The sequence below is a fragment of the Deltaproteobacteria bacterium genome (assembly GCA_011375175.1).
GTDB lineage: Bacteria > Desulfobacterota > GWC2-55-46 > GWC2-55-46 > DRME01 > DRME01.
In genome coordinates this window covers 15,855-38,570 of sequence record DRME01000045.1, presented here as the reverse complement: position 1 = coordinate 38,570, position 22,716 = coordinate 15,855, and the positions used below count along the sequence as shown (strand labels likewise).

The following is a 22,716-nucleotide window of genomic DNA, read 5'->3' as shown; positions in this document are numbered from 1 at the left end:
GGACATCCCCTCTATATTATAGGTACACTTCAATATAGCATCTGAGTCTTAGGGAAGCTTTGATTTATTACACTGGGGGAAACTTTCTGTAGAAAGTTTCCCCCAGCCCCCCTTCAAAGACTTTTAATTCCCTGCGGATCACCCCGATTTTGCAAGCAAAATCGGGGTGATCCGCAGGGCGTTAAAAGTTTTTGGAGGGAGTCTGAGGGAACCTTTTTACAAAAAGGTTCCCTCAGGGTAATTAATCAGAGTTTCCTTAGGATTAATCCATTAATCCATTAAGGAAGCTATGATTAAGGCTCCCTCAGCAGGAAGTCCCTCACAAAGGCCTCTTCGTCTCCGCGCGAGCGGAGCTGGCCGTCCAGGCGCATCTTGAGCAGGAGGTTCAGGACCTCGCCAACGGCCGGGCCATGGGGTACGCCGAGGGCCATGACGTCGCGGCCCCGGAGCTCCGTCTTCACGAAGCGCAGCCTCGTTACGTAAAGGGAGACGGCCTTTTGCGCCTTCTCCGAGGCGGTCTTGGCCATGAGATAGAGCGTCACCTCCAGCGGCAGGGGCCTCAGCAGGCTGTATATGGTGCTCCCGAGAAGGGGGGTGTCGGAGGCGGCGGCGGTCTCCATGGCCGAGAGGGCCCGCAGGCCGGCCCCCCTTGCCCGCAACACCTCGAGCCTGTGCTTTCCCGAGATGGTCAACCGGCGGGCGTACTCGTCGAGCTCCTCCTCGCCGAGCCCGTCGGTGAGCGCCAGGAAGAGGACGAGCCACGGCTCGATGCGGTCGTCCAGGTAGAGGAGCCTGTGCCACTGGAGCGTGGAGCGGGCCCTTTCGAGGAGATCGAAGGCCGCCTCGTCGAGTCTCATCTGCGGATGCAGCAGGCCGGTCAGCCCCAGCTCGGAGAGCGTCTTCAGCGCCTCGACGGCGATGTCCTCCTCGCAGAGTATGTTCTTGAGCTCCTCGAGGAGCCGCGAGCCCGAGACCTTTCCCATGAGGTCGAGCTTCATGGTGTTCTTCATGAGGTTGGCCGTGTGCCTGGCTATGCGGAAGCCGAATCGCCGGGAAAAACGCACGGCCCGGAGCACGCGGGTGGGGTCCTCGACGAAGCTCAGGTTGTGGATCACCTTTATGGTGCGTTCCTTGATGTCGCGCCTGGCCCCGAAAAAGTCTATGAGCTGGCCGAAGCGCGACGGTTCGAGCGAGACGGCCAGCGTGTTGATGGTGAAGTCGCGGCGGTAGAGGTCGAGCTTGAGCGACGAGTGCTCCACCGTGGGAAGCGCCCCCGGCCTCTCGTAGTACTCGAGCCTCGCCGTGGCCACGTCGACCTTGTAGCCGTCGGGATAGACGAGCACGGCCGTCTTGAAGCGCTCGTGGCTGCGCACGCGCAGCCTGTGACGCTCGGCCATGACCTTTGCGAACCTGATGCCGTCGCCCTCGATGACGATGTCTATGTCGAGGTTTTCGCGCCGCAGAAGCAGGTCGCGCACGAAACCGCCCACCACGTAGGCCCGGTAGCCGAGCTCTTCGGAGACCTCGCCCGCGTCCCTGAGGATCCGGAGCGCCCAGCGCGGCAGCATCTCCTCCATCAGGCTCCTGAGGTTCTTGCGTTTTTTCGGCCCCCTCGGCTCTTCGACCAGCTCCTCGTGGAGGAGCTTCAAGAGATCCGTCCTCGTTATGACCCCCTCCACCCTTGCGTCGCCGAGCACGGGAAGAAGCCTCTGGCCGTGGACGATGACCTTCTCCCTCACCTCGTCGAGCCCCGAGCTGACGCTGACGTGCTGGCAGTCGGTCGTCATGTAGTCGCGCACCGGCGCCTCTCCGAGGCCGTGATAGACGGCCTTGTCCACCACCTGCCTGGTGACGACCCCCATGAGCGCCCCCCCGTCGTCCACCACGGGCGCGGCGTTTATGTTGTAGCGCATGAGCGTGCGCTCCGCGTCGGCGAGCGTGGTCTCCACGCCCACCGTTATGGCCGGCGAGCTCATCACCTCCGAGGCCGTGCGCACCGGACTCACGACCTCCCGCACCGCCGCAAGGAGCCTCTCGCGGGCCTCGACGAGCGTCGTCGACTTGAGCGTGGCCGACGCGGCGCTCGGATGCCCTCCGCCGCCGAGCCTGCGCATCACCTCGCCGACATTGACGGCCGGGGTGCGGCTGCGGGCCACGATATGGACCCTGTCCCCCATGTCGCCGAGCAGGAAGAGACACTCCATGCCCCTTATGTCGCGCAGCCTGTGGGCAAGCGACGCAACGTCGGCCGGATACTTCTCCACGTCGGCGCTCGCAACGGAGATGTCCACGCCGCCTATCGTGTAGACCGTCTCGCTCTGGATGAGCTCGTTGAGCGTCGATATCTCGGCCGTGGTGAGCTCGTTTCTCAGAAGATCCGACACCCTCGACAGGTCAGCGCCGGCGGCGAGCAGGAAGGCGGCGGCCTCGTAGTCGCGGGTCGTCGTCGTGGGGTAGCTCAAAAAACCCGTGTCCTCGTATACGCCCGCCATGAGGATCGTCGCCTCGGCGGCCGTGAGCCCCATGCCCCGCTCTTTCAGGATGAGCGTGAGGATCGTCGTTGTCGAGCCGCAGGATTCTATGACCTCGACCGAGCCGTGGAGGTCCGCGTCGCCGCCGGGATGGTGGTCGTATATGTGTATGTCCACGCCCGGACGTCCGGCCACGGCCGCGAAAGGACCGAGGCGCGCAGCGCTCCTTATGTCGACGAGTATGAGACGGGTCACGGCGTCGAGGTCCACGTTCCTCGCGCGCTCTATGACGCAGGGCAGCTCGAGGGCGGGCAGGGCGTCGCGAAGCGGCTTCTCGAGGGACCCGGAAAAGACGGGCACCGCACGGGGGTAGAGCTTCTTGGCGGCCACCATGGACGCCAGGGTGTCGAAATCGGCGTTGACGTGGGAGGTGATGACTTCCATGAAGAGGATGATACCACAGAAAAGAACCGAGGAGACTCTGATTTATCGCGCCGAGGGAACCTTTTTACGAAGGGGAAACGGCCCTTGGCTGTCGGCCCGCGCCAGGCGGGATTTTTTACGCCTTTGCGGCCCGACAGCCCGCGGGCCGTAAAGGATTGACAGAGGTTTCCCAGCCCCCGAGGTTCCCTCAGACTCCCTCCAAAAACTTTTTGTTTGCTCTTCGAGCCGCGTTGGCTCTCATGATCGCCGAGGCAACGAGCTCCTTAAGCCCAAGTTAAGAGTCTTTGAAGGGGACGTCCTGTCCGCGCCGGCTGCCTCGTGGGGGCCGTACCGGGGGTTCGGGCCGCAAAGGCGTAAAAAAAACCCCGCCTGGCGCGGGCCGAACCCCCGGTACGGCCGAAGATCCGAATAACATAGGGGCAGGGGGGAAACGTGGGCCTATGGCCCTCGGGCCTGTGCCCCTTCTTCAGAAAGTTTCCCCCAGGGTAGTCAATCGGAGCTTCCCCAAAGTCGGGGTCCTCCGCTCCCTCAGCGGTCCCGTCCGATGCGGGAGAGCAGGGCGTCGAGGTAGGCTCTCGCCCCGCTGTCCGACGGGTCTGAGCCGAGGAGTATCCGGAGCTGGGCCGCCGCATCCTCGTAGCGGCCGAGCATATCGAGGGCCACGGCGTAGTTGTAGCGGGCCGCGTTGTTGTCGGCCTTTATGGCCAGGGCCCGCTCGAAGTGCGCGAGCGCCCGCTCGGGCTCGCCGAGTCTTACGTAGAGGTTGCCGAGGTAGGAGTTGATGATCATCTCGTATTCGAGCGAGGCGGCGGCGAAGTAGTGACCCTCTTTGAGGACCTCCAGGACCTCGAGGGCGCGGTTGAACTCCCGCAGCGCGCTCCTGTAGTCCCGGCGGTTAACGTGGCTTATGCCGAGGTTATAGTATATGTCGAGGTAGCGGGGCTCCGAGCGCTTGGCCTTCTCGAGTTCGACGACGGCCTCGTCGTAGCGGCCCAGGCGCATGAGCTCGATGGCGAGGTTTATACGGGGCTTTGCGAGAGCAGGGGCCCTGGCCGCCCCGTCGGCCCAGAAGGCGAGCGCGTCGGTCCAGACGAGGTTACGCTGGTAAGTCAGCACCGACAACAGGACGACGGCCGCCGCCGTCAGGGCTACACCGGTCCGGGGCCGCGCGCCGAGCCGCTCAAGGGCCGCGGCGCCGAGGGCCGCAAGGGCCGTGAGCGCCCCGACCGAGGGCAGATAGACCCTGTGCTCGTAGATGAGGTCCATTATGGGTATGACCGACGACTCCACCGACGAGGTGACGAAGAACCAGATCACGCCGGCCGAGGCGACGAGAAGGTAGGGCTCGCCGAGCCTCTTCGCGCGGAAGAAGAGATAGAGGGCGCCGAAGAGGAGAAGAGAGAGAAAGGCCAGCGAAGCGAGGACCGCGGGCTCGAGGATCGAGTGGGAGGCCGGGAAGTCGTAGAGGAGCATCTGGTTCACCGGCAGCACCAGAAGCCTCAGGTAGGTGACGAGCACCCTCGTCTCGGTGAGGAAATAGACGTACTTGGAGAGCGTGCCGAGCTCGGCCTTCTGGAGCTCCGTTATCCAGTTCTCTATGCCCGATGCGTAGGAGACGGCGCCGGGGCTGACGAGAAGAAACGACAGCGGAATGACGAGCGCCGCAAGGCCGTACGGAACGAGCAGCGCCGCCCGGCGGCGGGCGGACGCCACGGAGCCGCTGAAGAAGGCGAGCTCGTAGAGAGCGATCACGAAGGGGAGCGTAAAGGCTATCTCCTTCGTCTTCTGGGCGGCCAGGGCCGCGGCTACCGAGAGGACGTAGAGACCGTGGCGCCGGAGAAGGCCGCCGTCGCTGCGCTCCACGTCGAGCCTCGCCGCGGCGTAGCAGACGAGGGAAGCGAGGTAGAAGAAGGTTGCAAGCGAAGCAAAGCGCTGGGTTATGTACGTTACGGCCTGGGTCTGGAGGGGGTGGACGGCGAAGAGCAGGGACGCCGTCAGGGCGAGGCCCCTCGCGCTCGCGCCGGCGGCGGCCCTCGCCACCACGGGCGTCCTCCACGTAAGCCTTACGAGCGCGTAGACGAGCCAGCCGTTGAAGACGTGGACGGCCACGTTCACCAGGTGGTAGCCGAAGGTGGAGAGCCCGCCGACGGCGTAGTTGAGGGCGAAGGTGGCGAAGGTCACGTAGCGCGAGCTCGTGAAGTCGGTGAGCGCGCCGAGGTCGCGGATCCTGCCGTTTCTTACGATGTAGATGAGGTCGTCGTAGAGGAACGGGCCATGGAGGACATGGGAGTAGAGGGCAAGGACTGCGAGCGCCGACAGGACGAAGGGGATGAGGGCCGCGGCGGCCCTGTTCGTCTCGAAGAAGCGTCGAAGCCCGTCCACCTGAAAAAACCGCCTTCCCGCCTCGGCGCTCCGCCGCCCGCGGCCGGAGCGCCGCTCCCCTCAGGAGTATCTTATGCGCCTCACCGCCGTCGTGGCGGCCTCTCTTACCGCGGGAGACGGGCTTTCGAGGAAGACACTTAGGTACTGCTCGTACCTTGCCGCCTTGGAGCCGAGCGAACCGAGCACGCCGAGCAGCCTCTCGACGGCCTCGAACTTCTCGTTGTCCGCCGCCGCCACCATGGCCTCGATAAGCGTCGGTATCTCCTCTTCGTCGAAGTCCACCGGGGCGTCGGCGAGCCCCTCGGCAACGCTCTCTATGGCTGGCACGTCGCCGGTAGCCAGTATCTCGAGGAGGGCCTGCTTGCCCATGGCGCCCGCGCCTATGATGGCCATGACCGAGGTGAGCCGGTAGAAGGGCTCGGGGTGGGTGAGCACGTGCTTTTTCAGTATCTCGACCCCCTCCTTGCCGAAGCCCATGACGAGCGCCGCGGCAGAGGCCTTGCGCACGTGGTAGATGTCGCTGTCGATGTGGCCCTTGAGCACCTCCTTGGCGTCGTCGGTGCGCAGCTTGGCCAGCCCCTCGGCGGCGAGTATGGTGACGCTTTCGTCCCTGTGATCGAGACTGGCGATGAGCAGATCGTTGAAGACCTTGTTGTTTGCAAGGACCACCGTATGGAGTATGGTCTTGGGAAAGACGCCGGGCGGCGGGGTCCGTATGAGCGAAGCAATCTCCTTGAGGGTCGTCACCTTGTCGCGCTTGACGAGGTCGTTCAAGAGCATGGTCCCTTCTTCCCGGGTGATGGTCTTGGCCAGGACCTTGTTGAACATCTCTACAAGATACTCCCTTATGGTCGCCATCTCCTCTACCTCTCAGGCTCCACCGAACCGGGCTTCATCATTATTAATCGACACGGATCACGAAAAATTTAACCCATGGATTCAGAAAAATCCAGACAAACTCTTCTTTCTCCGCTTCGAGGGTTTCCCCTCCTTGAGGGGCCGCCGCCCGAAGCGGACGCCGCCGCGCACCTCCCTCACAGCTTTTGGGTTGCAGCGCCGCCGGAGTTCTGATAAATTGTAACATCGTCCCGTCCCGCGGGCCGGGACGTTCAAAAGCCCCCAAGGAGGACGCCATGCCCTTCGAGCATACCGAGGAGCTCGAGGCCGTCAAGACGGCCGCACTCATAGAAAACAACGGAATGGCCTTCTACTCGCTCCTCAAGGAGAGGATCGACGACCCCCGCATAAGCGAAGTCTTCTCCGCCCTGGCAAGCGAAGAGAAGGGACACCTCGCCAATATCGAGAGTTCCTATTATCCCAGGGCCGGTCTCGGCGACGCCGTGACCGACGAGGAGCTGGACATGGAAGAGTACGTCAAGAAGGCGAGCCCCGACATCTTCACGCGCCGCATAAGCATGGAACGCCTCGTCGAGACCATAGACAATCCGCGCCAGGCCGTCATTATAGCCCTCGACGCCGAGCGCTACGCGGCCGAGTACTTCACCTCCATGGCCGAGAAGAGCGGAAGCGAGGCGGCCCGCTCCATATGGCTCGACCTGGCCGAGGAGGAACGGGGCCACGCCCGCAGGCTCAAGGCCCTGCTCGACGCTCTCGCCGAGTCGGTGTAGGGCCGGCGTCCGATCTCTTCGCCATGTCCGCCCGCTACCGCAATCCCATTCCCACCGTAGACATCATCATCGAGCTGCCGCGGCGCGGCATCGTCCTCATCGAGCGCCGGAACCCTCCGCCTGGATGGGCCATACCGGGAGGCTTCGTCGACTACGGCGAAAGCCTCGAGGACGCGGCCCGGCGGGAGGCGAGAGAAGAGACGGGGCTGGACGTAAGGCTCCTCGCCCAGATGCACGCCTACTCCGACCCCGACCGCGACCCCCGCTTCCACACCATCTCCGTCGTCTTCGTCGCCGAGGCGCAGGGGGAACCGAAAGGCGCAGACGACGCCGCAAGGGCCGCCGTCTTCACCGAATCGACCCTGCCCGAAACAATAGCCTTCGACCACCGCAGGATCCTCGAAGACTACTTCAAATGGCGCCGCACCGGCTTCTCCGCCTTCGGCCTCGCTCCGTGAGGAACCGGGAAAGCTCTGACTGACTGCTCCGGGGGGAGACTTCCTGCAGAAGGTTCACGGGGCCGCGTTCCCCCGGCCCCCCTTTGCCTGTTGTGCGCATGTGGGGGCGCTCCACCTGGAGGTTCGGCCCGCGCCGGGCGGGATCGTTTTACACCCTTGCGGCCCGAACCTCCAGGTGGAGCGCCCCCAGGCAAAGGAAACTCTGATTCATTACCCTGAGGGAACCTTTTTGTAAAAGGGTCACAGACCCACGTTTCCCCCAGGATCATCAAAAGAGTTCCCTCGGCCGAGTCAATCCTCTTCGAGGCGTCTTTTGACGAGTCTATTGACTACCTGCGGGTTTGCGCGGCCCCTGGTGGCCTTCATCACCTGTCCCACGAAGTAGCCGAGGAGCTTGGTCTTGCCGGCCCTGTAGCGGGCGGCGCTCTCGGGGTCGGCCTTTACGGCCTCGTCGACGATCCTTTCAAGGTCCGCCTCGTCCGATATCTGGGTAAGCCCCCTGCTCTCGACTATGGCCTTGGGCGATCTGCCGGTCCTGAAGGCCTCCTCGAAAACACCCTTGGCGATCTTGCCGCTTATGGTGCCGTTCTTCACGAGCCCTATGAGCTCGGCGAGCATCCGCGGGGTCGCCGGCGCGTCGGTGATGGAGAGGTTTTCTTCCTTCAGGAGCCGCAGGAGCTCGCCCATCACCCAGTTGGAGGCGAGCTTGGGCTCGCCGCATAGCTTTACGCACGCCTCGTACCAGTCGGCGAGCTGACGCTGCGAGGCGAGCACCGAGGCGTCGTAGGCGGGCAGGCTGTACTGCTCGACGAACCTCCTGCGCTTGTCGGCGGGCAGCTCGGGAAGCGAGGAGCGCACCTCGTCGACCATGGCGTCGCCGACTGCGAGGGGCAGGAGGTCGGGGTCGGGAAAGTAGCGGTAGTCGTGGGCCTGCTCCTTGCTGCGCATGGAGACGGTAACGCCTCTGGAGACGTCGAAGAGCCTTGTCTCCTGCACCACCCGGCCGCCGTCCTCGATGACCTCGATCTGGCGCTCTATCTCGTAGGCCACGGCGTCCTTTATAAACTTGAAGGAGTTGAGGTTCTTGAGCTCCGTCTTGGTGCCGAGCCCTGCCGAGCCCTCTGGCCTTACGGAGACATTGGCGTCGCAGCGGAAGCTCCCTTCCTCCATGTTGCCGTCGCATATCTCGAGATAGACCAGTATGTCGCGCAGCTCCTTGAGGTAGGCGGCGGCCTCGGCGGGACTCGATATGTCGGGCTCGCTGACGATCTCTATGAGCGGCACGCCCGTGCGGTTGAGGTCCACGAAGCTCGACGTGTCGGAGCCGGCGGCCTCTCCGTGGAGGAGCTTTCCCGCGTCCTCCTCCATGTGGATGCGGGTGATGCCCACCTTTTTGAGCCCCCCGCCCTCGGCCTCGATCTCCACATGGCCGGCCTCGGCCAGCGGCTGCTCGTACTGCGATATCTGATAGCCCTTGGGCAGGTCGGGGTAGAAGTAGTTCTTGCGGGCGAAGACGCTCGCGGGGTTGATCCGGCAACCGACTGCCAGGGCCATGCGCAAGGCGTACTCCACGGCCCTTGCGTTGAGCACGGGAAGCGACCCCGGCATGCCGAGACAGACGGGACAGACCTGGGTGTTCGGCTCCGAGCCGAAACGGGTCGAACACCGGCAAAAAAGCTTGGACTCCGTCAGGAGCTGGGCGTGAACCTCGAGACCTATGACAGCTTCGTATCCCATGAAGACTTCCTCCCCGGGGAAAAATTTCTGAAGAAGGGCCACAGGCCCGCGTCTCCCCCCCTGCCCCATCGTATGTTATTCGTATCTTCGGCCGTACCGGGGGTTCGGGCCGCGCCAGGCGGGATTTTTTTACGCCTTTGCGGCCCGAACCCCCGGCACAGCCCCCCGATACTCTGGGGGAAATTTCTGTAGAAGGGCCATAGGCCCACGTTTCCCCCAGACCCCCTTCAAAGACTTTTAACTTGGGCTGAAGAACCTCGTTTCCTCAGCGATCATGAGAACCAACGCGGCTCGAAGAGCAAACAAAAAGTTTTTGGAGGGAGTCTGAGGGAACCGTGGGTCTGTGACCCTTTACAAAAAGGTTCCCTCAGGGCAAGCAATCAAAGCGCCGGTCTTTTATCGTTCCAGTCCGAGACCTTTTCGTATGCCCGCGCCGCGGCGAGCACCGTCTCCTCGTCGAGGGGACGGCCTATGATCTGCAAGCCGATGGGCAGTCCTCCGCCCGTGAGGCCGCAGGGCATGGAGAGCCCCGGCAGTCCCGCCAGGTTGCAGGAGATGGTGAAGATGTCGGAGAGGTACATGGTGAGCGGGTCCTCGGTCCTCTCGCCGATGCCGAAGGCGGGCCCCGGCGCCGTGGGCGTGACTACCACGTCGCATCTGGCGAAGGCCTCCTCGAAGTCGCGCCTTATGAGGGTCCTCACCTGCGCGGCCTTCTTGTAATAGGCGTCGTAGTAGCCCGCCGAGAGCGCGTAGGTACCGAGCATGATGCGGCGCTTCACCTCGGCCCCGAAGCCCCTGTCGCGGGTCCTGCAGTACATGCGGCGCAGTCCCCCGCCGTCGTCTACCCGGAGGCCGTATTTTACGCCGTCGTAGCGCGCCAGGTTGCTCGACGCCTCGGCCGTGGCCACGAGATAGTAGACGGCCACGGCGTATTCCGTGTGGGGCAGGCTCACCTCCACCACCTCGGCGCCTTCTTTCTCGAGGGCCCCGACGGCGCGGCGCACGGCGGCATCCACCTCGGCGTCGAGCCCCTCGACGAAGTACTCCCTGGGCATACCGAGCCGCAGGCCCTTGACGCCGCGGTCGAGCGCCGCCGTGTAGTCGGGCACCGGCGCGTCCATGGAGGTCGAGTCGAGGGGATCGTGACCGGCGAGCACGGAGAGCATAATGGCGGCGTCGGTGACGTCGGCGGTGAGGGGGCCCGCCTGGTCGAGCGACGAGGCGAAGGCGACCATGCCGTAGCGCGAGACCCTGCCGTATGTGGGCTTGAGACCCACGACGCCGCAGCATGCCGCGGGCTGGCGGATGGAGCCGCCCGTGTCGGTGCCCACCGAGGCGGCGCAGAGCGAGGCGGCGACGGCGGCGGCCGAGCCCCCGCTGCTGCCTCCCGGCACGCGCTCGAGGTCCCAGGGGTTTCGCGTCAGCCCGAAGGCCGATGTCTCGGTGGACGACCCCATGGCGAACTCGTCCATGTTGTTCTTGCCGAGGATGACCGCCCCGGCGTCCTTGAGCCTCTTTACGACGGTGGCGTCGTAGGGCGGCCTGAACCCCTTGAGTATCCTCGACGAACAGGTCGTCTCCACGCCCTCGGTGCAGAATATGTCCTTCACCGATATGGGCACGCCCGTAAGGGCCGTTACGTCGCGGCCCTCCCTTATACGCTCGTCGGCGCGGGCGGCGGCCTCGAGCGCCTCGCCGGCCGTCACGGTCACGTACGCGCCGAGCCTGCCGTCGAGCTCATCTATACGTTCGAGATAAGAGCGCGTAAGCTCCACGCTCCTCACCTCGCCGGAGGCGAGAAGCGACGAAAGCTCGCCTACCTTCCTTCCCCTTATATCCATCGGGACCGTCCCTTTCTCATCGACTCCATCAAAAGGGCCCCTACTCTATTATCCTCGGAACCCTGAAGGTGCCGCCCTCGCAGTCGGGGCCGTTCTCCAGCGCCTTCGCGCGCTCGAGCGAGGGCTCGACGCGGTCCTCGCGCAGCCGCTGCGGCCCCGGCACCGTGGAAAACGTGGGCTCCACGCCGTCCGTCTCCACGGCCGAGAGCTTCTCCACGTACTCGAGGATGCGCTGCAACTGGCTCGCATAAAGACGCTTCTCCCCGTCGGTAAGCTCAAGCCTCGCAAGCTCGGCTACGTGCTCGACGTCTTCGACACTTATGGCCATCACCTTCCTCCTTGCTTACGGGCCTGAAGGAGCCCTCCGTAAAAGTACCGCGGCCGCCCCGGCCCCTCTTCTGCGTCAATCCGGCCGCGGCGGCGGTTCGGCCCGCGCCAGGCGGTTTTTTTTTACGCCCTTGCGGGCCGAACCTCCCATGGACCGCCGCATTAGACGGGCAGCATACGAAAGGGGGAGCGGGAAAGGACGGGTCCATGACCCTTCTGCGAAAAGCTCCCCCCCAAGACCATTGAGGCTAACACAAGGGCGGGGGTCTTTTCAAGGGGCGGGGCGGCGAGGGTTAAAAATATGCGTGAAATAAGGGACTTTTGGGGTTATAATAGGGAACCAAAAAATGTGAAAGGACGCTGATGAAGATCGACTCAAAGGCCGTGCTCTCCTTCATGGAGAGCGAGGCGGAGGGCCCCGTGGGACTGAAGGAGCTGGTCCGCCGTTTCGAGGTGCCCAGGGACCGGCGCGAGGGTTTCAAGCGCATGATAAAGGGGCTCGTGGCCGAGGGGCTGCTGGTGAAGATAAGGGGCGGCCGTCTCGGTCTTCCCTCGAAGATGAACCTCGTGCGCGGCACCCTCGAGTGCCATCCCGACGGTTACGGCTTCGTCCGTCCCGAGGAGGGCGGCGAGGACGTCTTCATCGGGCCGAGGAAGCTCGGCGGCGCCATGCACGGCGACCAGGTGGTAAGCCGGGTGGAGGGGATCAAGCCCGGCGGCAAGCGGGAAGGACGCATCATACGGATACTGAAGAGGGCCCACCGCACGGTGGTGGGCCGCTTCGAGCGGGGCAAGGGCTTCGGCGTTGTGGTGCCCGCCGACGAGCGGCTCCTCTACGAGATCATCATACCGTCCGGGCGCTCCATGGGCGCCGGCGCGGGCCGTATGGTGGAGTGCGAGATCACCCGCTGGCCGGCAAAGCACATGGCCCCCGCGGGCCGCGTCACCGCCGTGCTCGGCGACCCCGACGACCCGGACGTGGAGATAGAGGTCATAGTCAGGAAATACGAGCTGCCCCACCGCTTTCCGGCCGAAGTTATGGAGGAGGCCGAGGCCGTCCCACAGGAGGTGACGGACGCCGAGACCGAGGGCCGGGTGGACCTGCGAAAAAAGAGGGTCTTCACCATAGACGGCGAGACGGCCAAGGACTTCGACGACGCCGTGGCCGTGGAGGAGACCGGCGGCGGGGGGCTGCGCCTCTACGTCTCCATAGCCGACGTGGCACACTACGTCAAGGAGGGCTCGCTCCTCGACGCCGAGGCCCGCTCGCGCTCCACGAGCGTCTACTTCCCGGACCGCTGCATACCGATGCTTCCCGAGCCGCTCTCAAACGGCATATGCAGCCTCAACCCCGGCGTGGACAGGCTCACGCTCACCGCGGAGATCGAGTTCGACGCCGGCGGACGGGCGGTGAAGAAGAGCTTTTACGAAAGCGTCATAAGGAGCGTAAAGCGCCTCACCTACCGGCAGGTCCAGCAGGTGCTCGACGGCGACAGGCGGGCGGCGAAAGGAGTGGGAAGGGCCGTCGTATCGGACCTTAAGACCATGGCCGCACTGGCGCAGACCCTGACCGGACGGCGGATGCGCAGCGGCTCCATCGACTTCGACCTGCCCGAGCCTCAGATAATAATCGACATGGAAGGGCGCATCGAGGACATCGTGCGCTCCGAGCGCCTCGCCTCGCACCGGCTCATCGAGGAGTTCATGCTCGCCGCCAACCGGGCCGTGGCCGAACGCTTCGGCCGCACGAAACCCTTCATATTCAGGGTCCACGAGGAACCGGACGAGGATAAGCTGCGCGACTTCCTCGAGATCGTCTCCTGCTTCGGCTACCCGCCGGGGAAGAAGGGCACGGGACCCAAGGCCATGCAGCGCATACTGAGCGCCGCCGAGGGACGCCCCGAGGAAAGACTCGTAAACCACCTCCTGCTCCGCTCCATGAAACAGGCCGTCTACTCGGTGGAGAACATCGGCCACTACGGCCTGGCCTTCAGGAACTATACACACTTCACCTCTCCAATCCGGCGCTATCCCGACCTCGTGGTCCACAGGCTCGTCAAGGCGGCGCTTCGCCGCCGCAGGCCCAGGGGCGAGGAGGCCGAAGAGAGGCTCGCCGCCGTGGCGGCCCACGCGTCGGCGAGGGAGCGCAAGGCCATGGAGGCCGAAAGGGAGATAGCGGACCTCAAGAAGGCCCAGTTCATGAAGGACAAGGTGGGCATGGAGTACGAGGGCTTCGTCTCCGGCGTGACCTCCTTCGGCTTCTTCGTCGAGCTCAGGGAGTACTTCGTCGAGGGGCTCGTCCATGTGACGAGCCTGGGCGACGACTACTACATATTCGACGACAAGCGCCATACGCTCAGGGGCGAGCACACCAAGAGGAGCTTCCGTCCCGGCGACGAGGTGAAGGTGAGGATCGAGGCCGTGGATCTCGAGCGAAGGCGCATAGAGATGAGGCTCGTCGAGGGCGCGGCGCAAGCCGGCGCAAAGGGGCGGCGCAGGGGAAGGCGCGGGGGGAGGAGACGCTCGCCGTGAGTCCCCTGGGCATACATCTCGCCTACCGCAACGTGCGAAGGCTGCGCACCATCGTGACGACCCTCGCCAGACACGGTTTTTACCCCGTAATGGAGCGCCTCCGCCTCGGCGGACTCGTCTCCCTGCCCGAGCGGCTGCTCGGGCGCAAACGGGCCAGGGAGCGCGACGCCTTCACCCTTCCGGCCAGGGCGCGCATGGCCTTCGAGCAGCTGGGGCCCACCTTCATAAAGTTCGGCCAGATACTCTCAACGAGACCGGACATAGTGCCCGAGGAGTTCGTCGCGGAGTTCCTCAAGCTCCAGGACGAGGTGGCGCCCATACCCTTCGAAGAGGTGAGGGCCGTAATAGAAGAGGAGTTCTCGAGGCCCGCCGGGGAGCTCTTCGAGAGCATCGACGAAACGCCCCTGGCCGCCGCCTCCATAGCCCAGGTCCACCGGGCCGTGACGACCGGGGGGCGCGATGTGGTCATAAAGGTCCAGCGCCCGGGCCTCGAAGAAAAGATAACAACGGACGTGGCCATACTGAGGTACATGGCCGGTCTGCTCCACCGCTACGTGCCGGAGAGCAGGCTCTACGACCCGGTGGCCATAGTCGACGAGTTCGACGTGACCGTGCGCCGCGAGATGGACTTCTCCATGGAGGCAAGCTTCATGGAGCGCTTCCGGCGCAACTTCGCCGACGACCCGAGGGTGATCATACCGAAGGTCTGCTGGAGCCGCACGGGACGCAAGGTCCTCACCATGGACCCGGTGACGGGCATCAAGATCGACCAGGTCGAGCGGCTGCGCGAGGCGGGCATGGACACCAGAAAGCTCGCAAGGCTTCTGGCCGACGTCTTCTTCCGGCAGGTCTTCGAGTTCGGACTCTTCCACGGCGACCTCCACTCGGGCAACATCTTCGTCCTGAGCGAGGAGAGGATAGCGCTCGTCGACTTCGGCATAGTGGGCCGCATCGACAGGCAGATGCAGGAGAACCTGGCCGACATATTCATCGGCATAGTGAAGGAGGACTACGAGAGGCTCACCGACGTCTACCTCAGGCTCGGCATCCTGCCCGAAGAGATCGACGAGGCCGCCTTCAGGCGCGACTACCAGGACATACTCCTCCACTACTTCGGCCGCCCCCTCGGCGCCGCAAGGCTCGACGACTTCCTCAGGGAGTACGCGAAGCTCTCGGCCCGTTACAACATAAGGATGCCGCGGGACCTGCTCCTCTTCGACAAGTGCCTCATGGAGCTCGAGGGCCTGGGCCGGCTCCTGAATCCCCACCAGAACATCGTGGCCGAGAGCGAGCCCTATGTGAAGAGCCTGGTGAAAAGACGCCTGAGCCCCGAAACGCTCGCCCGCGAGGGGCTGGAGACGATGAGGGAGTACAAGGAGTTCATCGAAAGATTCCCGGCGCTCTCGGGGCAGCTCCTGAAAAAGGTCCTGAGCGACAAGATGCGCGTCCAGTTCGTCCACAGGGGCCTGGAAGAGTTCATGGGCGAGATGGACCGCTCGTCCAACAGGCTCACCTTCGGCCTCATCGTGGCGGCCATGGTGGTGGGCTCGTCGATGATAACGGCGTCGGAGAGCGGGCCCACATTCATGGGCTACCCCGTGCTCGGCATGGTGGGCTTCTCCATAGCCGCCGTGCTGGGACTGTGGCTCGCTTTCCTCATAATAAGATCGGGGAAGTATTAGGGAACCTCTAAGGAAGCTCCGCTTATTTACCCTGGGGGAAACTTTCTGCAGAAGGGCCATAGGCCCACGTTCCCCCCAGACCCCTTCAAAGACTTTTAATTCCCTGCGGTTCATCCCGATTTTACAAGCAAAATCGGGATGAACCGCAGGGCGTTAAAAGTTTTTGGAGGGAGTCTGAGGGAACCGTGGGGGCTGGGAAGCCCTTCTCAATCCTTTACGGCCCGCGGGCTGTCGGGCCGCAAAGGCGTAAAAAGATCCCGCCTGGCGCGGCCCGACAGCCGAGGGCCGTTTCCTCTTTGTAAAAAGGTTCCCTCGGCGCAACAAATCGGAAGCGGAGAGTGGGAACTTCCTCTCTGTAAGGACGGATTTTCATGGAGGTACTGAAGAGAGAGGAGTCTGCGGCGGCCAGGGGTTCTGTCGTGACGCTCGGCAACTTCGACGGCATACACCTCGGTCATCGCCGCATACTGGAGCGGGTGCGGACGAGGGCCCGCGAGCTCGGCGCGCCGTCCACGGTCTACACCTTCGAGCCCCACCCGCTCAAGGTGGTGGCCCCGGAGAAGAGTCCGCCGCTCATCCTGCCGCTGGAGGAGAAGATACGGCTCATCGGCGGGCTCGGCATCGACTACCTCGTGCTCGCCGACTTCACCAAGGAGTTCGCCTCCCAGAAGCCGCGCCGGTTCGTGGTGGACGAGCTCGTCGAGAGGCTCGCCGTGCGCGAGGTCATGGTGGGCCACGACTTCTCCTTCGGCAAGGGAAAGGGCGGTACGGTGGAGCAGCTCGCCGAACTGGGCCGCGAACTGGGCTTTGCCGTCACCGTCATAGGGGCGCTCACCGTGGACGGCGAGGTGGTGAGCAGCTCGCGCATACGGCGTCTCATCGGCGACGGGCGCGTCGGCGAGGCCGCCCGCCTTCTGACAAGGCCCTTCACCGTCTACGGCGAGGTGGTGAGGGGCAAGGGGCTCGGCGCAAGGCTCGGCTTCCCCACAGCCAACATCGCGGTCGAGACCGAGCTCCTGCCGCGCCGCGGCGTATACGCCGCGGCGGTGGAGTGCGGCCCGACGGCGCGCCGCGGCGTGGCCAACGTGGGCACCGCCCCCACGGCGGGAGGAAAGGACCTCGGCGTGGAGGTCCACATCCTCGACTTCGACGGCGACCTCTACGGCTCCAGGGTCGCCGTGGGCTTCCTGAGGAGGCTGCGCGACGAGCGGCGTTTCGACTCGCTGGAAGAGCTCGCGGCGCGCATAAGGGATGACTGCGCCGCCGCCAGACGGGTATTCGACGAAGAGGCGGCGGCCGAAGAGACTGATGAAAAGGAGTGCGGGGACGGTTGGGCAAGGTAAGGATAACGAACAGGACGAGGCTTGCCGGCATATTCGGCGATCCGGTGGAACAGTCGCTCTCGCCGGTCATGCACAACGCCGCATTCGAGGCGACCGGTATCGACATGGTCTACCTGCCCTTTCGCGTTGCGCCCGGGTCGCTGGTGAACGCCGTCACGGCCGTCAGGGGCCTTGAGATGCCGGGCGTGAACATCACGATCCCCCACAAGGAACGGGTCATGGGGCTTCTCGACGAAGTGAGCGACGAGGCCCGCGCAATCGGGGCCGTCAACACAGTGGTCAACGACGGCGGACGGCTCAGGGGGCACAACACCGACGGCCGAGGCTGGCTTGCAAGCCTCGTCGAGGAGACGGGCTTTGATCCGAGGGGAAAGACGTGCCTTGTGGCCGGGGCCGGCGGCTCGGCAAGGGCCGTGCTCCACACCTTGCTGCGCGAGGGGATAGGGTCCGTAACCGTGGCCAACAGGACGCTGGAGAGGGCCGAGGCCCTCATCGACGACTTGAGCGAGCTCTTCCCGGACGCCCGGATGACGGCCATGGTCCTCTCCAAGGGGCTGCTCGTCGAGAACGCGAGAGAGGCCGACCTTGTGGTGAACACGACGTCGCTCGGCATGATGGGCCGAGGCGCCCCCGATCTGCCGGTGGAGGCCATGCGTCCCGGCGCGGTGGCCAGCGACATCGTCTACAGGCCCCTCGATACGGACTTCCTGAAGGCCGCAGCCCGGCGGGGCCTCAGGGTCCACAGGGGGCTGGGCATGCTGCTCTACCAGGGGGCCCTGGCCTTCGAGCTCTGGACGGGCCGCAAGGCGCCTGTGGAGACCATGCGCGCCGCCCTCGAAGGGGCCCTGAAGGAGCCGCGCAAGTGAAGACCGTCTTCATCGCCGACGCCCACCTCGGGGGCCTCGACGACCCCGCCCAGAAACGCCTCGTCCGCTTCCTGGAAAGTTTCCACGACGCGGGAGTGCGCCGGCTCGTCATAGTGGGCGACTTCTTCGAGTTCTGGACCGGCTTCGGCGAGATGGTCCCGCTTCGCTACCTGCCCGTTCTCGCGGCGCTCATGGAGGCGCGGGCAAAGGGCGTGGAGATCGTATACGTGGAGGGCAACCACGACTTTCACATGGGCCGCTTCTTCACCGATGTGCTCGGCGCCCGTGTCCACGACCACGCCTGCACCGTCACGCTCGACGGCCGCAGGGTCATCGCAATCCACGGCGACACCATAGGGTGCACACCAGGCTACAGCCTGTGGAGGGCCTTCCTGCGCAGTCCGGTCTTCAGGTTCCTGAAGACCGTCCTCCCGCCGGCCCTCTTCTTCCACACGGCGGCCCGCCTCTCCCGAAGAAGCCGCAGGAAGCGCGGAGGCGGGGCCGCCGCGCTGGAACGCGCCATGCGGGCCTTCGCAAGAAGAAAGATAGCGGCGGGCGCCGATGTGGTGATCACGGGCCACACACACCGCCCCTGCGTCGGCGAAGAAAGAGGCGCGCACCGCAGGGGCATCTACGCCAACCCCGGAAGCTGCGCCTCCACGGAGCCGACCTGCCTCGTATACGAAGAAGGCAGCTTCAGGATCGCCGCCCTCGATGATCTCATGGGGGAGAAGCCTTCTGCATAAGGGCCGCAGGTCCGCCTTTCACCCCCATGTGTTCCATGTGTTGTTCATAGCCGCCCGGCGTCGCGTGGGAGGTTCGGACCGCGCCAGGCGGGGTTTTTTTACGCCTTTGCGGTCCGAACCTCCCACGCGACGCCGGGGACACCGGGCGGGCCGTGGACGGCGGGAAGATGCCCCCTTCAAAGACTTCCGATTCCCTCAACGGAAGACGACCCTTCGGAAACGGCGTTTTCCTACCTGGATGAGTATGGGCTTATTGGTGGGAACGCGGGTCTTGCGATCGGTCACTCTCCGTCCGTCGACCCTGACGCCGCCCTGGGTCATGAGGCGCGCCGCCTCGGAAGTGCTCGACACAAGGCCCGCCTCCACCATGACCCGCGCAAGCCACATCTCTTCGCCGTCGGCCCTGATCCCCGTCTCCTCCACGTCGTCGGGCGTCTGCTTCCTTGCAAAGAGCGCCCTGAAGGCCTCGAGCGCCTTGCGGGCCTCTTCCTCGCCGTGGAAGCGGGCCGTGAGCTCCAGGGCCAGGGCCTCCTTGGCCTCCTTGGGATGGACGGCGCCTGTTCTGATCTCCTCGAGGCGGCCCGGCTCGACGTCGCTTAGAAGCTCGTAGTAGCGCACCATGAGCTCGTCGGATATGCTCATGACCTTGCCGAAGATCTCCGAGGGCGGCTCGGTTATGCCTATGTAGTTGCCCAGGGACTTGCTCATCTTCTGCACGCCGTCGGTGCCCTCCAGTATGGGCATGGTGATGACCACCTGGGGACGCTGGCCGTAGTCGCGCTGCAGCTCTCTCCCCACGAGCATGTTGAAGAGCTGGTCCGTGCCGCCGAGCTCCACGTCGGCCTTGAGCATGACCGAGTCGTAGCCCTGGATGAGCGGATAGAGGAACTCGTGTATGGCGATGGGACGGCCCGAGGCGTAGCGCTTCTTGAAGTCGTCGCGCTCGAGCATGCGCGCCACCGTGTAGCGGGCGGCGAGCCCTATGAGCTCGCCCGCCGTGAGCCGGTCCATCCACTCGCCGTTGAAGACCACTTCCGTCTTCGACTCGTCCAGTATCTTGAAGACCTGGTCGCGGTAGGTCCCGGCGTTGCGGAGCACCTCCTCGCGCGTAAGGGGCTTGCGCGTCTCGCTCTTGCCCGTGGGATCGCCTATGCGGGCCGTGAAGTCGCCGATTATGAGATGGACGCAGTGGCCAAGCTCCTGGAAGTGCTTGAGCTTCTGGATGAGCACCGTGTGGCCGAGATGGAGGTCCGGCGCCGTGGGGTCGAAACCGGCCTTCACACGAAGGGGTCTGCCCGTATTCACCGACTCCTCGATCCTTGCGGCGAGCTCTTGATCGCTCACCACCCCCTCGGCGCCCCGCTTAATGAGCTCAAGCTGCCTCCTCACCTCGCCAGTCATCTCCCGCCCACCTCGAAAAGTGATATCGGCGCACGATTATCGCACAAACGGCGCAGCGTTAAAAGTCTTTTGACGCTAAGGAAACTCTGATTTATTGCACTGAGGGAACCTTTTTGTAAAAGGGTCACAGACCCCCGGTTCCCTCAGACTCCCTCCAAAAACTTTTAACGCGAGTTGGTTTCCCCCTGTCTTGCTCCGCAAGACAGGGGGAAACCAACTCGTATTGAAAGTCTTTGAAGGGGGTGTCCTGCCCACGCCGGCTGCCTCGGGGGGCTGTGCCGGGGAGTTCGGGCCGCAAAGGCGTAAAAATCCCGCCTGGCGCGGGCCGAACTCCCCGGTACAGCCGAAGATCCGAATAACATACGATGGGGCGAGGAACCGGGGGGGGACTCTCCGGCGGCTCATGCCTTCTCCTTCACCCTCTCCACCGAGAGGGCCCGGCCGCTGCCGCCGTCGATCTCCATCCACAGGCCCTGGACCTCGAGGTCTTTTGTGGCGGGGTCGAACCTCGAGGGCATCCTGGTGAGGAACCTCGCAAGGGCCGCCTCTTTCTTTACGCCTATGACCGAGTCCATGGAGCCCGTCATGCCGGCGTCGGTTATGTAGGCCGTCCCGCCCGGCAGGATGCGCTCGTCCGAGGTCTGCACATGGGTATGGGTGCCCACGACGGCGCTTGCAAGCCCGTCGAGATGCCATCCCAGCGCCCCCTTCTCGGATGTGGTCTCGCAGTGGCAGTCCACCACCACCACCGGTGTGGCGCGCCTGAGCCTCTCCACCAGCGCCTTGCCCACCCGGAAGGGACACTCGAGGGGGTCCATGAAGACCGTGCCTGCAAGATTGGCGACGGCGACGAGGGCGCCGGTGCGGCAGCGGTAGAGCGCGGAGCCCCTGCCCGGCGTCCCCTCGGGGTAGTTGGCCGGCCTGATGAGCCGCTCGCACCCGTCGATGTAGTCGAGCACCTCGCGCTTGTCCCAGATGTGGTTTCCCGAGGTGATGACGTGGACGCCGAGACCGAAGAGCTCTTCGGCCACCTGAGGGGTGATGCCGAAGCCTCCGGCGGCGTTCTCGCCGTTGGCCACGAGCACGTCGGGGTCGTAACGGTCAAGCAGCGCCGGCAGAACGCTCCTGAGGGCCTTTCTGCCGGGACGCCCTATCACGTCTCCCAAAAAGAGTATGCCCACCTTGTCGGCCATCGTCGCCCCGGCCCCCTTTAACCGGGGGAGACTTCCGAAGAAGGGCCACGGGCCCGCGGTTCCCCCCGGCGAAGCAAATCGGACTTTCCCTTACCTGGCGTAGTTCACGGCCCTCGTCTCCCTTATGACGGTGACCTTGATCTGGCCGGGGTAGCTCAGCTCCTTCTCTATCTTCTTGGCTATGTCCTTCGAGAGCACGACGGCGCCCTCATCGGTCGTGGCCTTGTTCTCGACGATGACCCTCAGCTCGCGGCCCGCCTGGAGGGCGTAGCTCTTTTCGACCCCCTTGAAGCTCTTTGCTATCTTCTCCAGGTCTTCAAGACGCTTCACGTAGGTCTCTATCATCTCGCGGCGCGCCCCGGGACGGGCGGCCGAGAGGGTGTCGGCCGCCTGGACGAGCACGCCGAGCACCGAGCCCGGCTCGTCGTCGTGATGGGAGGCGATGGCGGCGACGATCCTGGGGCTCTCGTTGTACTTTCTGGCTATATCGGCCCCTATGGCGGCGTGTGGGCCCTCGACCTCGTGATCGACGGCCTTGCCTATGTCATGAAGCAGGCCGGCCCTGCGGGCCTGCTTGACCGAGAGGCCCAGCTCGGCGGCCATGACGCCGCATATGAAGGCGACTTCCAGGGAGTGGGCGTAGACGTTCTGGGCGTAGCTGGTCCTGAACTTGAGCCGGCCGATGAGCTTCTGGATCTCCGGGTGTATGCCGTGGAGCCCGGCGTCGAAGACGGCGCGCTCGCCGGCCTCCATTATGGCCTGGTTGATCTCCTTTTCGACCTTGCCGACGATCTCCTCGATGCGGGCCGGGTGAATCCTGCCGTCGGTGACGAGGCGCTCGATGGCGAGCCGCGCGATCTCGCGGCGCACGGGGTTGTGGCCCGAGAGGATGACGGCCTCCGGGGTGTCGTCGATGATGATGTCTATGCCCGTTGCGGCCTCGATGGCCCTGATGTTCCGGCCCTCGCGTCCTATGATCCTGCCCTTCATCTCGTCGCTCGGAAGGGCAAGGACCGAGACGGTGCGCTCGGAGACGTAGTCGCCCGCGTAGCGCTGGATGGCGAGGCTTATGATGTCCTTGGCCCTGCGGTCGGCCTCGGCGCGGGTCTCCTCCTCGATGCGTTTTAGCATCTTGGCGGCATCGAGCTTCGCCTCCTCCTCCATGGACTCGAGCAGCATGCGCTTGGCCTCTTCGGCCGTCATGCCGGCCATGCCCTCAAGCCTGCTCCTCTGCTCGGCAAGCACCTTCTCGATCTGTTTTTCCCTGTCGGCGAGCCTGCGCTCCTGGTTGTCCAGGTTCCTCTCGCGCTTTTTGAGCTCGGCGTCGCGGCGGTCCAGGGACTCGAACTTCTTGTCGAGGCTCTCCTCCTTGGCCACGAGCCTCTTTTCGAGGTTGCTTATCTCCTTTCGGCTCTCCTTCAGTTCCCGCTCGAGGTCGAGCTTGCTCTGGTATATCCTGTCCTTGGCCTGAAGGCTCGCTTCCTTGAGTATGTTATCGGCCTCTTTCCTGGCATCGGCTATGATGTTCTCGGCAGAGTTCTTGGCCCCTTCGAGGCTCTTCTCCAGAAAGCTCTTCCTGAATACGTACCCCAGGGCCACGCCGGCCAGCATGGCCAGCACGGCCACGGCCGTGACGGTGAACGCCATCGATATTCCCATCTCCGC

General features: G+C 64.5%; 16 protein-coding genes. 7 read left to right on the top strand and 9 right to left on the bottom strand.

Going from position 1 to position 22,716, the window contains the following annotated elements:
• Positions 1-293: 293 nt before the first annotated feature.
• The 3 genes from ENJ37_03045 to ENJ37_03035 form a co-directional block, all read right to left on the bottom strand.
• The gene (locus tag ENJ37_03045; GenBank protein ID HHL39462.1) at positions 294-2,915 is read right to left on the bottom strand and encodes a CBS domain-containing protein; all 2,622 of its coding nucleotides are present in this window, start codon (positions 2,913-2,915) and stop codon (positions 294-296) included.
• Positions 2,916-3,443: 528 nt separating this feature from the next.
• Positions 3,444-5,297, bottom strand: coding sequence for a tetratricopeptide repeat protein (locus ENJ37_03040; protein ID HHL39461.1), 1,854 nt, complete (start codon positions 5,295-5,297; stop codon positions 3,444-3,446).
• A 60-nt stretch (positions 5,298-5,357) separates the two neighbouring features.
• Positions 5,358-6,155, bottom strand: a complete 798-nt coding sequence (locus ENJ37_03035; protein HHL39460.1) for a HEAT repeat domain-containing protein — start codon at positions 6,153-6,155, stop codon at positions 5,358-5,360.
• Between the two features lie 275 nt (positions 6,156-6,430).
• Here ENJ37_03035 and ENJ37_03030 point away from each other — a divergent pair, with 275 nt between their 5' ends.
• The gene (locus tag ENJ37_03030; GenBank protein ID HHL39459.1) at positions 6,431-6,925 is read left to right on the top strand and encodes a hypothetical protein; all 495 of its coding nucleotides are present in this window, start codon (positions 6,431-6,433) and stop codon (positions 6,923-6,925) included.
• A 23-nt stretch (positions 6,926-6,948) separates the two neighbouring features.
• On the top strand, positions 6,949-7,383 hold the full coding sequence (locus ENJ37_03025; GenBank protein HHL39458.1) for an NUDIX hydrolase: 435 nt from the start codon (positions 6,949-6,951) through the stop codon (positions 7,381-7,383).
• Positions 7,384-7,674: 291 nt separating this feature from the next.
• Here the strand turns inward: ENJ37_03025 and gatB are convergent, their stop codons facing one another.
• The 3 genes from gatB to gatC form a co-directional block, all read right to left on the bottom strand.
• On the bottom strand, positions 7,675-9,120 hold the full coding sequence (gene gatB, locus ENJ37_03020; GenBank protein ID HHL39457.1) for an Asp-tRNA(Asn)/Glu-tRNA(Gln) amidotransferase subunit GatB: 1,446 nt from the start codon (positions 9,118-9,120) through the stop codon (positions 7,675-7,677).
• A gap of 380 nt (positions 9,121-9,500) precedes the next feature.
• Positions 9,501-10,961 carry an Asp-tRNA(Asn)/Glu-tRNA(Gln) amidotransferase subunit GatA gene (gene gatA / locus ENJ37_03015; GenBank protein HHL39456.1) on the bottom strand — a complete coding sequence of 487 codons (1,461 nt, stop codon included), beginning with the start codon at positions 10,959-10,961 and terminating at the stop codon, positions 9,501-9,503.
• Between the two features lie 40 nt (positions 10,962-11,001).
• On the bottom strand, positions 11,002-11,289 hold the full coding sequence (gatC, locus tag ENJ37_03010) for an Asp-tRNA(Asn)/Glu-tRNA(Gln) amidotransferase subunit GatC (protein HHL39455.1): 288 nt from the start codon (positions 11,287-11,289) through the stop codon (positions 11,002-11,004).
• A 362-nt stretch (positions 11,290-11,651) separates the two neighbouring features.
• Here gatC and rnr point away from each other — a divergent pair, with 362 nt between their 5' ends.
• From rnr to ENJ37_02985, 5 genes are all read left to right on the top strand, one after another.
• The gene (rnr, locus tag ENJ37_03005) at positions 11,652-13,820 is read left to right on the top strand and encodes a ribonuclease R (protein HHL39454.1); all 2,169 of its coding nucleotides are present in this window, start codon (positions 11,652-11,654) and stop codon (positions 13,818-13,820) included.
• A complete protein-coding gene (locus ENJ37_03000; protein ID HHL39453.1) occupies positions 13,817-15,502 on the top strand; it encodes an AarF/ABC1/UbiB kinase family protein in 1,686 nt (561 codons plus the stop codon). Before rnr ends, ENJ37_03000 begins: the two co-directional genes overlap by 4 nt.
• 371 nt (positions 15,503-15,873) lie before the next feature.
• Positions 15,874-16,845, top strand: coding sequence for a bifunctional riboflavin kinase/FAD synthetase (locus ENJ37_02995; protein HHL39452.1), 972 nt, complete (start codon positions 15,874-15,876; stop codon positions 16,843-16,845).
• Positions 16,833-17,711: a shikimate dehydrogenase gene (locus tag ENJ37_02990; protein HHL39451.1), complete on the top strand. Its 879-nt coding sequence runs from the start codon at positions 16,833-16,835 to the stop codon at positions 17,709-17,711. Before ENJ37_02995 ends, ENJ37_02990 begins: the two co-directional genes overlap by 13 nt.
• Positions 17,636-18,457 (top strand): UDP-2,3-diacylglucosamine diphosphatase, encoded by an 822-nt coding sequence (locus ENJ37_02985; GenBank protein HHL39450.1) that lies wholly within the window; start codon positions 17,636-17,638, stop codon positions 18,455-18,457. Before ENJ37_02990 ends, ENJ37_02985 begins: the two co-directional genes overlap by 76 nt.
• 195 nt (positions 18,458-18,652) lie before the next feature.
• On the opposite strand, the gene ENJ37_02980 is transcribed toward ENJ37_02985, so the two are convergent.
• The 3 genes from ENJ37_02980 to rny all read right to left on the bottom strand — a co-directional run bounded on the left by ENJ37_02980 (position 18,653) and on the right by rny (position 22,698).
• Positions 18,653-19,858, bottom strand: coding sequence for a tyrosine--tRNA ligase (locus ENJ37_02980; protein ID HHL39449.1), 1,206 nt, complete (start codon positions 19,856-19,858; stop codon positions 18,653-18,655).
• 401 nt (positions 19,859-20,259) lie between these two features.
• Positions 20,260-21,051 (bottom strand): TIGR00282 family metallophosphoesterase, encoded by a 792-nt coding sequence (locus tag ENJ37_02975; GenBank protein ID HHL39448.1) that lies wholly within the window; start codon positions 21,049-21,051, stop codon positions 20,260-20,262.
• 90 nt (positions 21,052-21,141) lie between these two features.
• Positions 21,142-22,698 (bottom strand): ribonuclease Y, encoded by a 1,557-nt coding sequence (gene rny, locus ENJ37_02970; GenBank protein HHL39447.1) that lies wholly within the window; start codon positions 22,696-22,698, stop codon positions 21,142-21,144.
• Between the last annotated feature and the right edge of the window lie 18 nt (positions 22,699-22,716).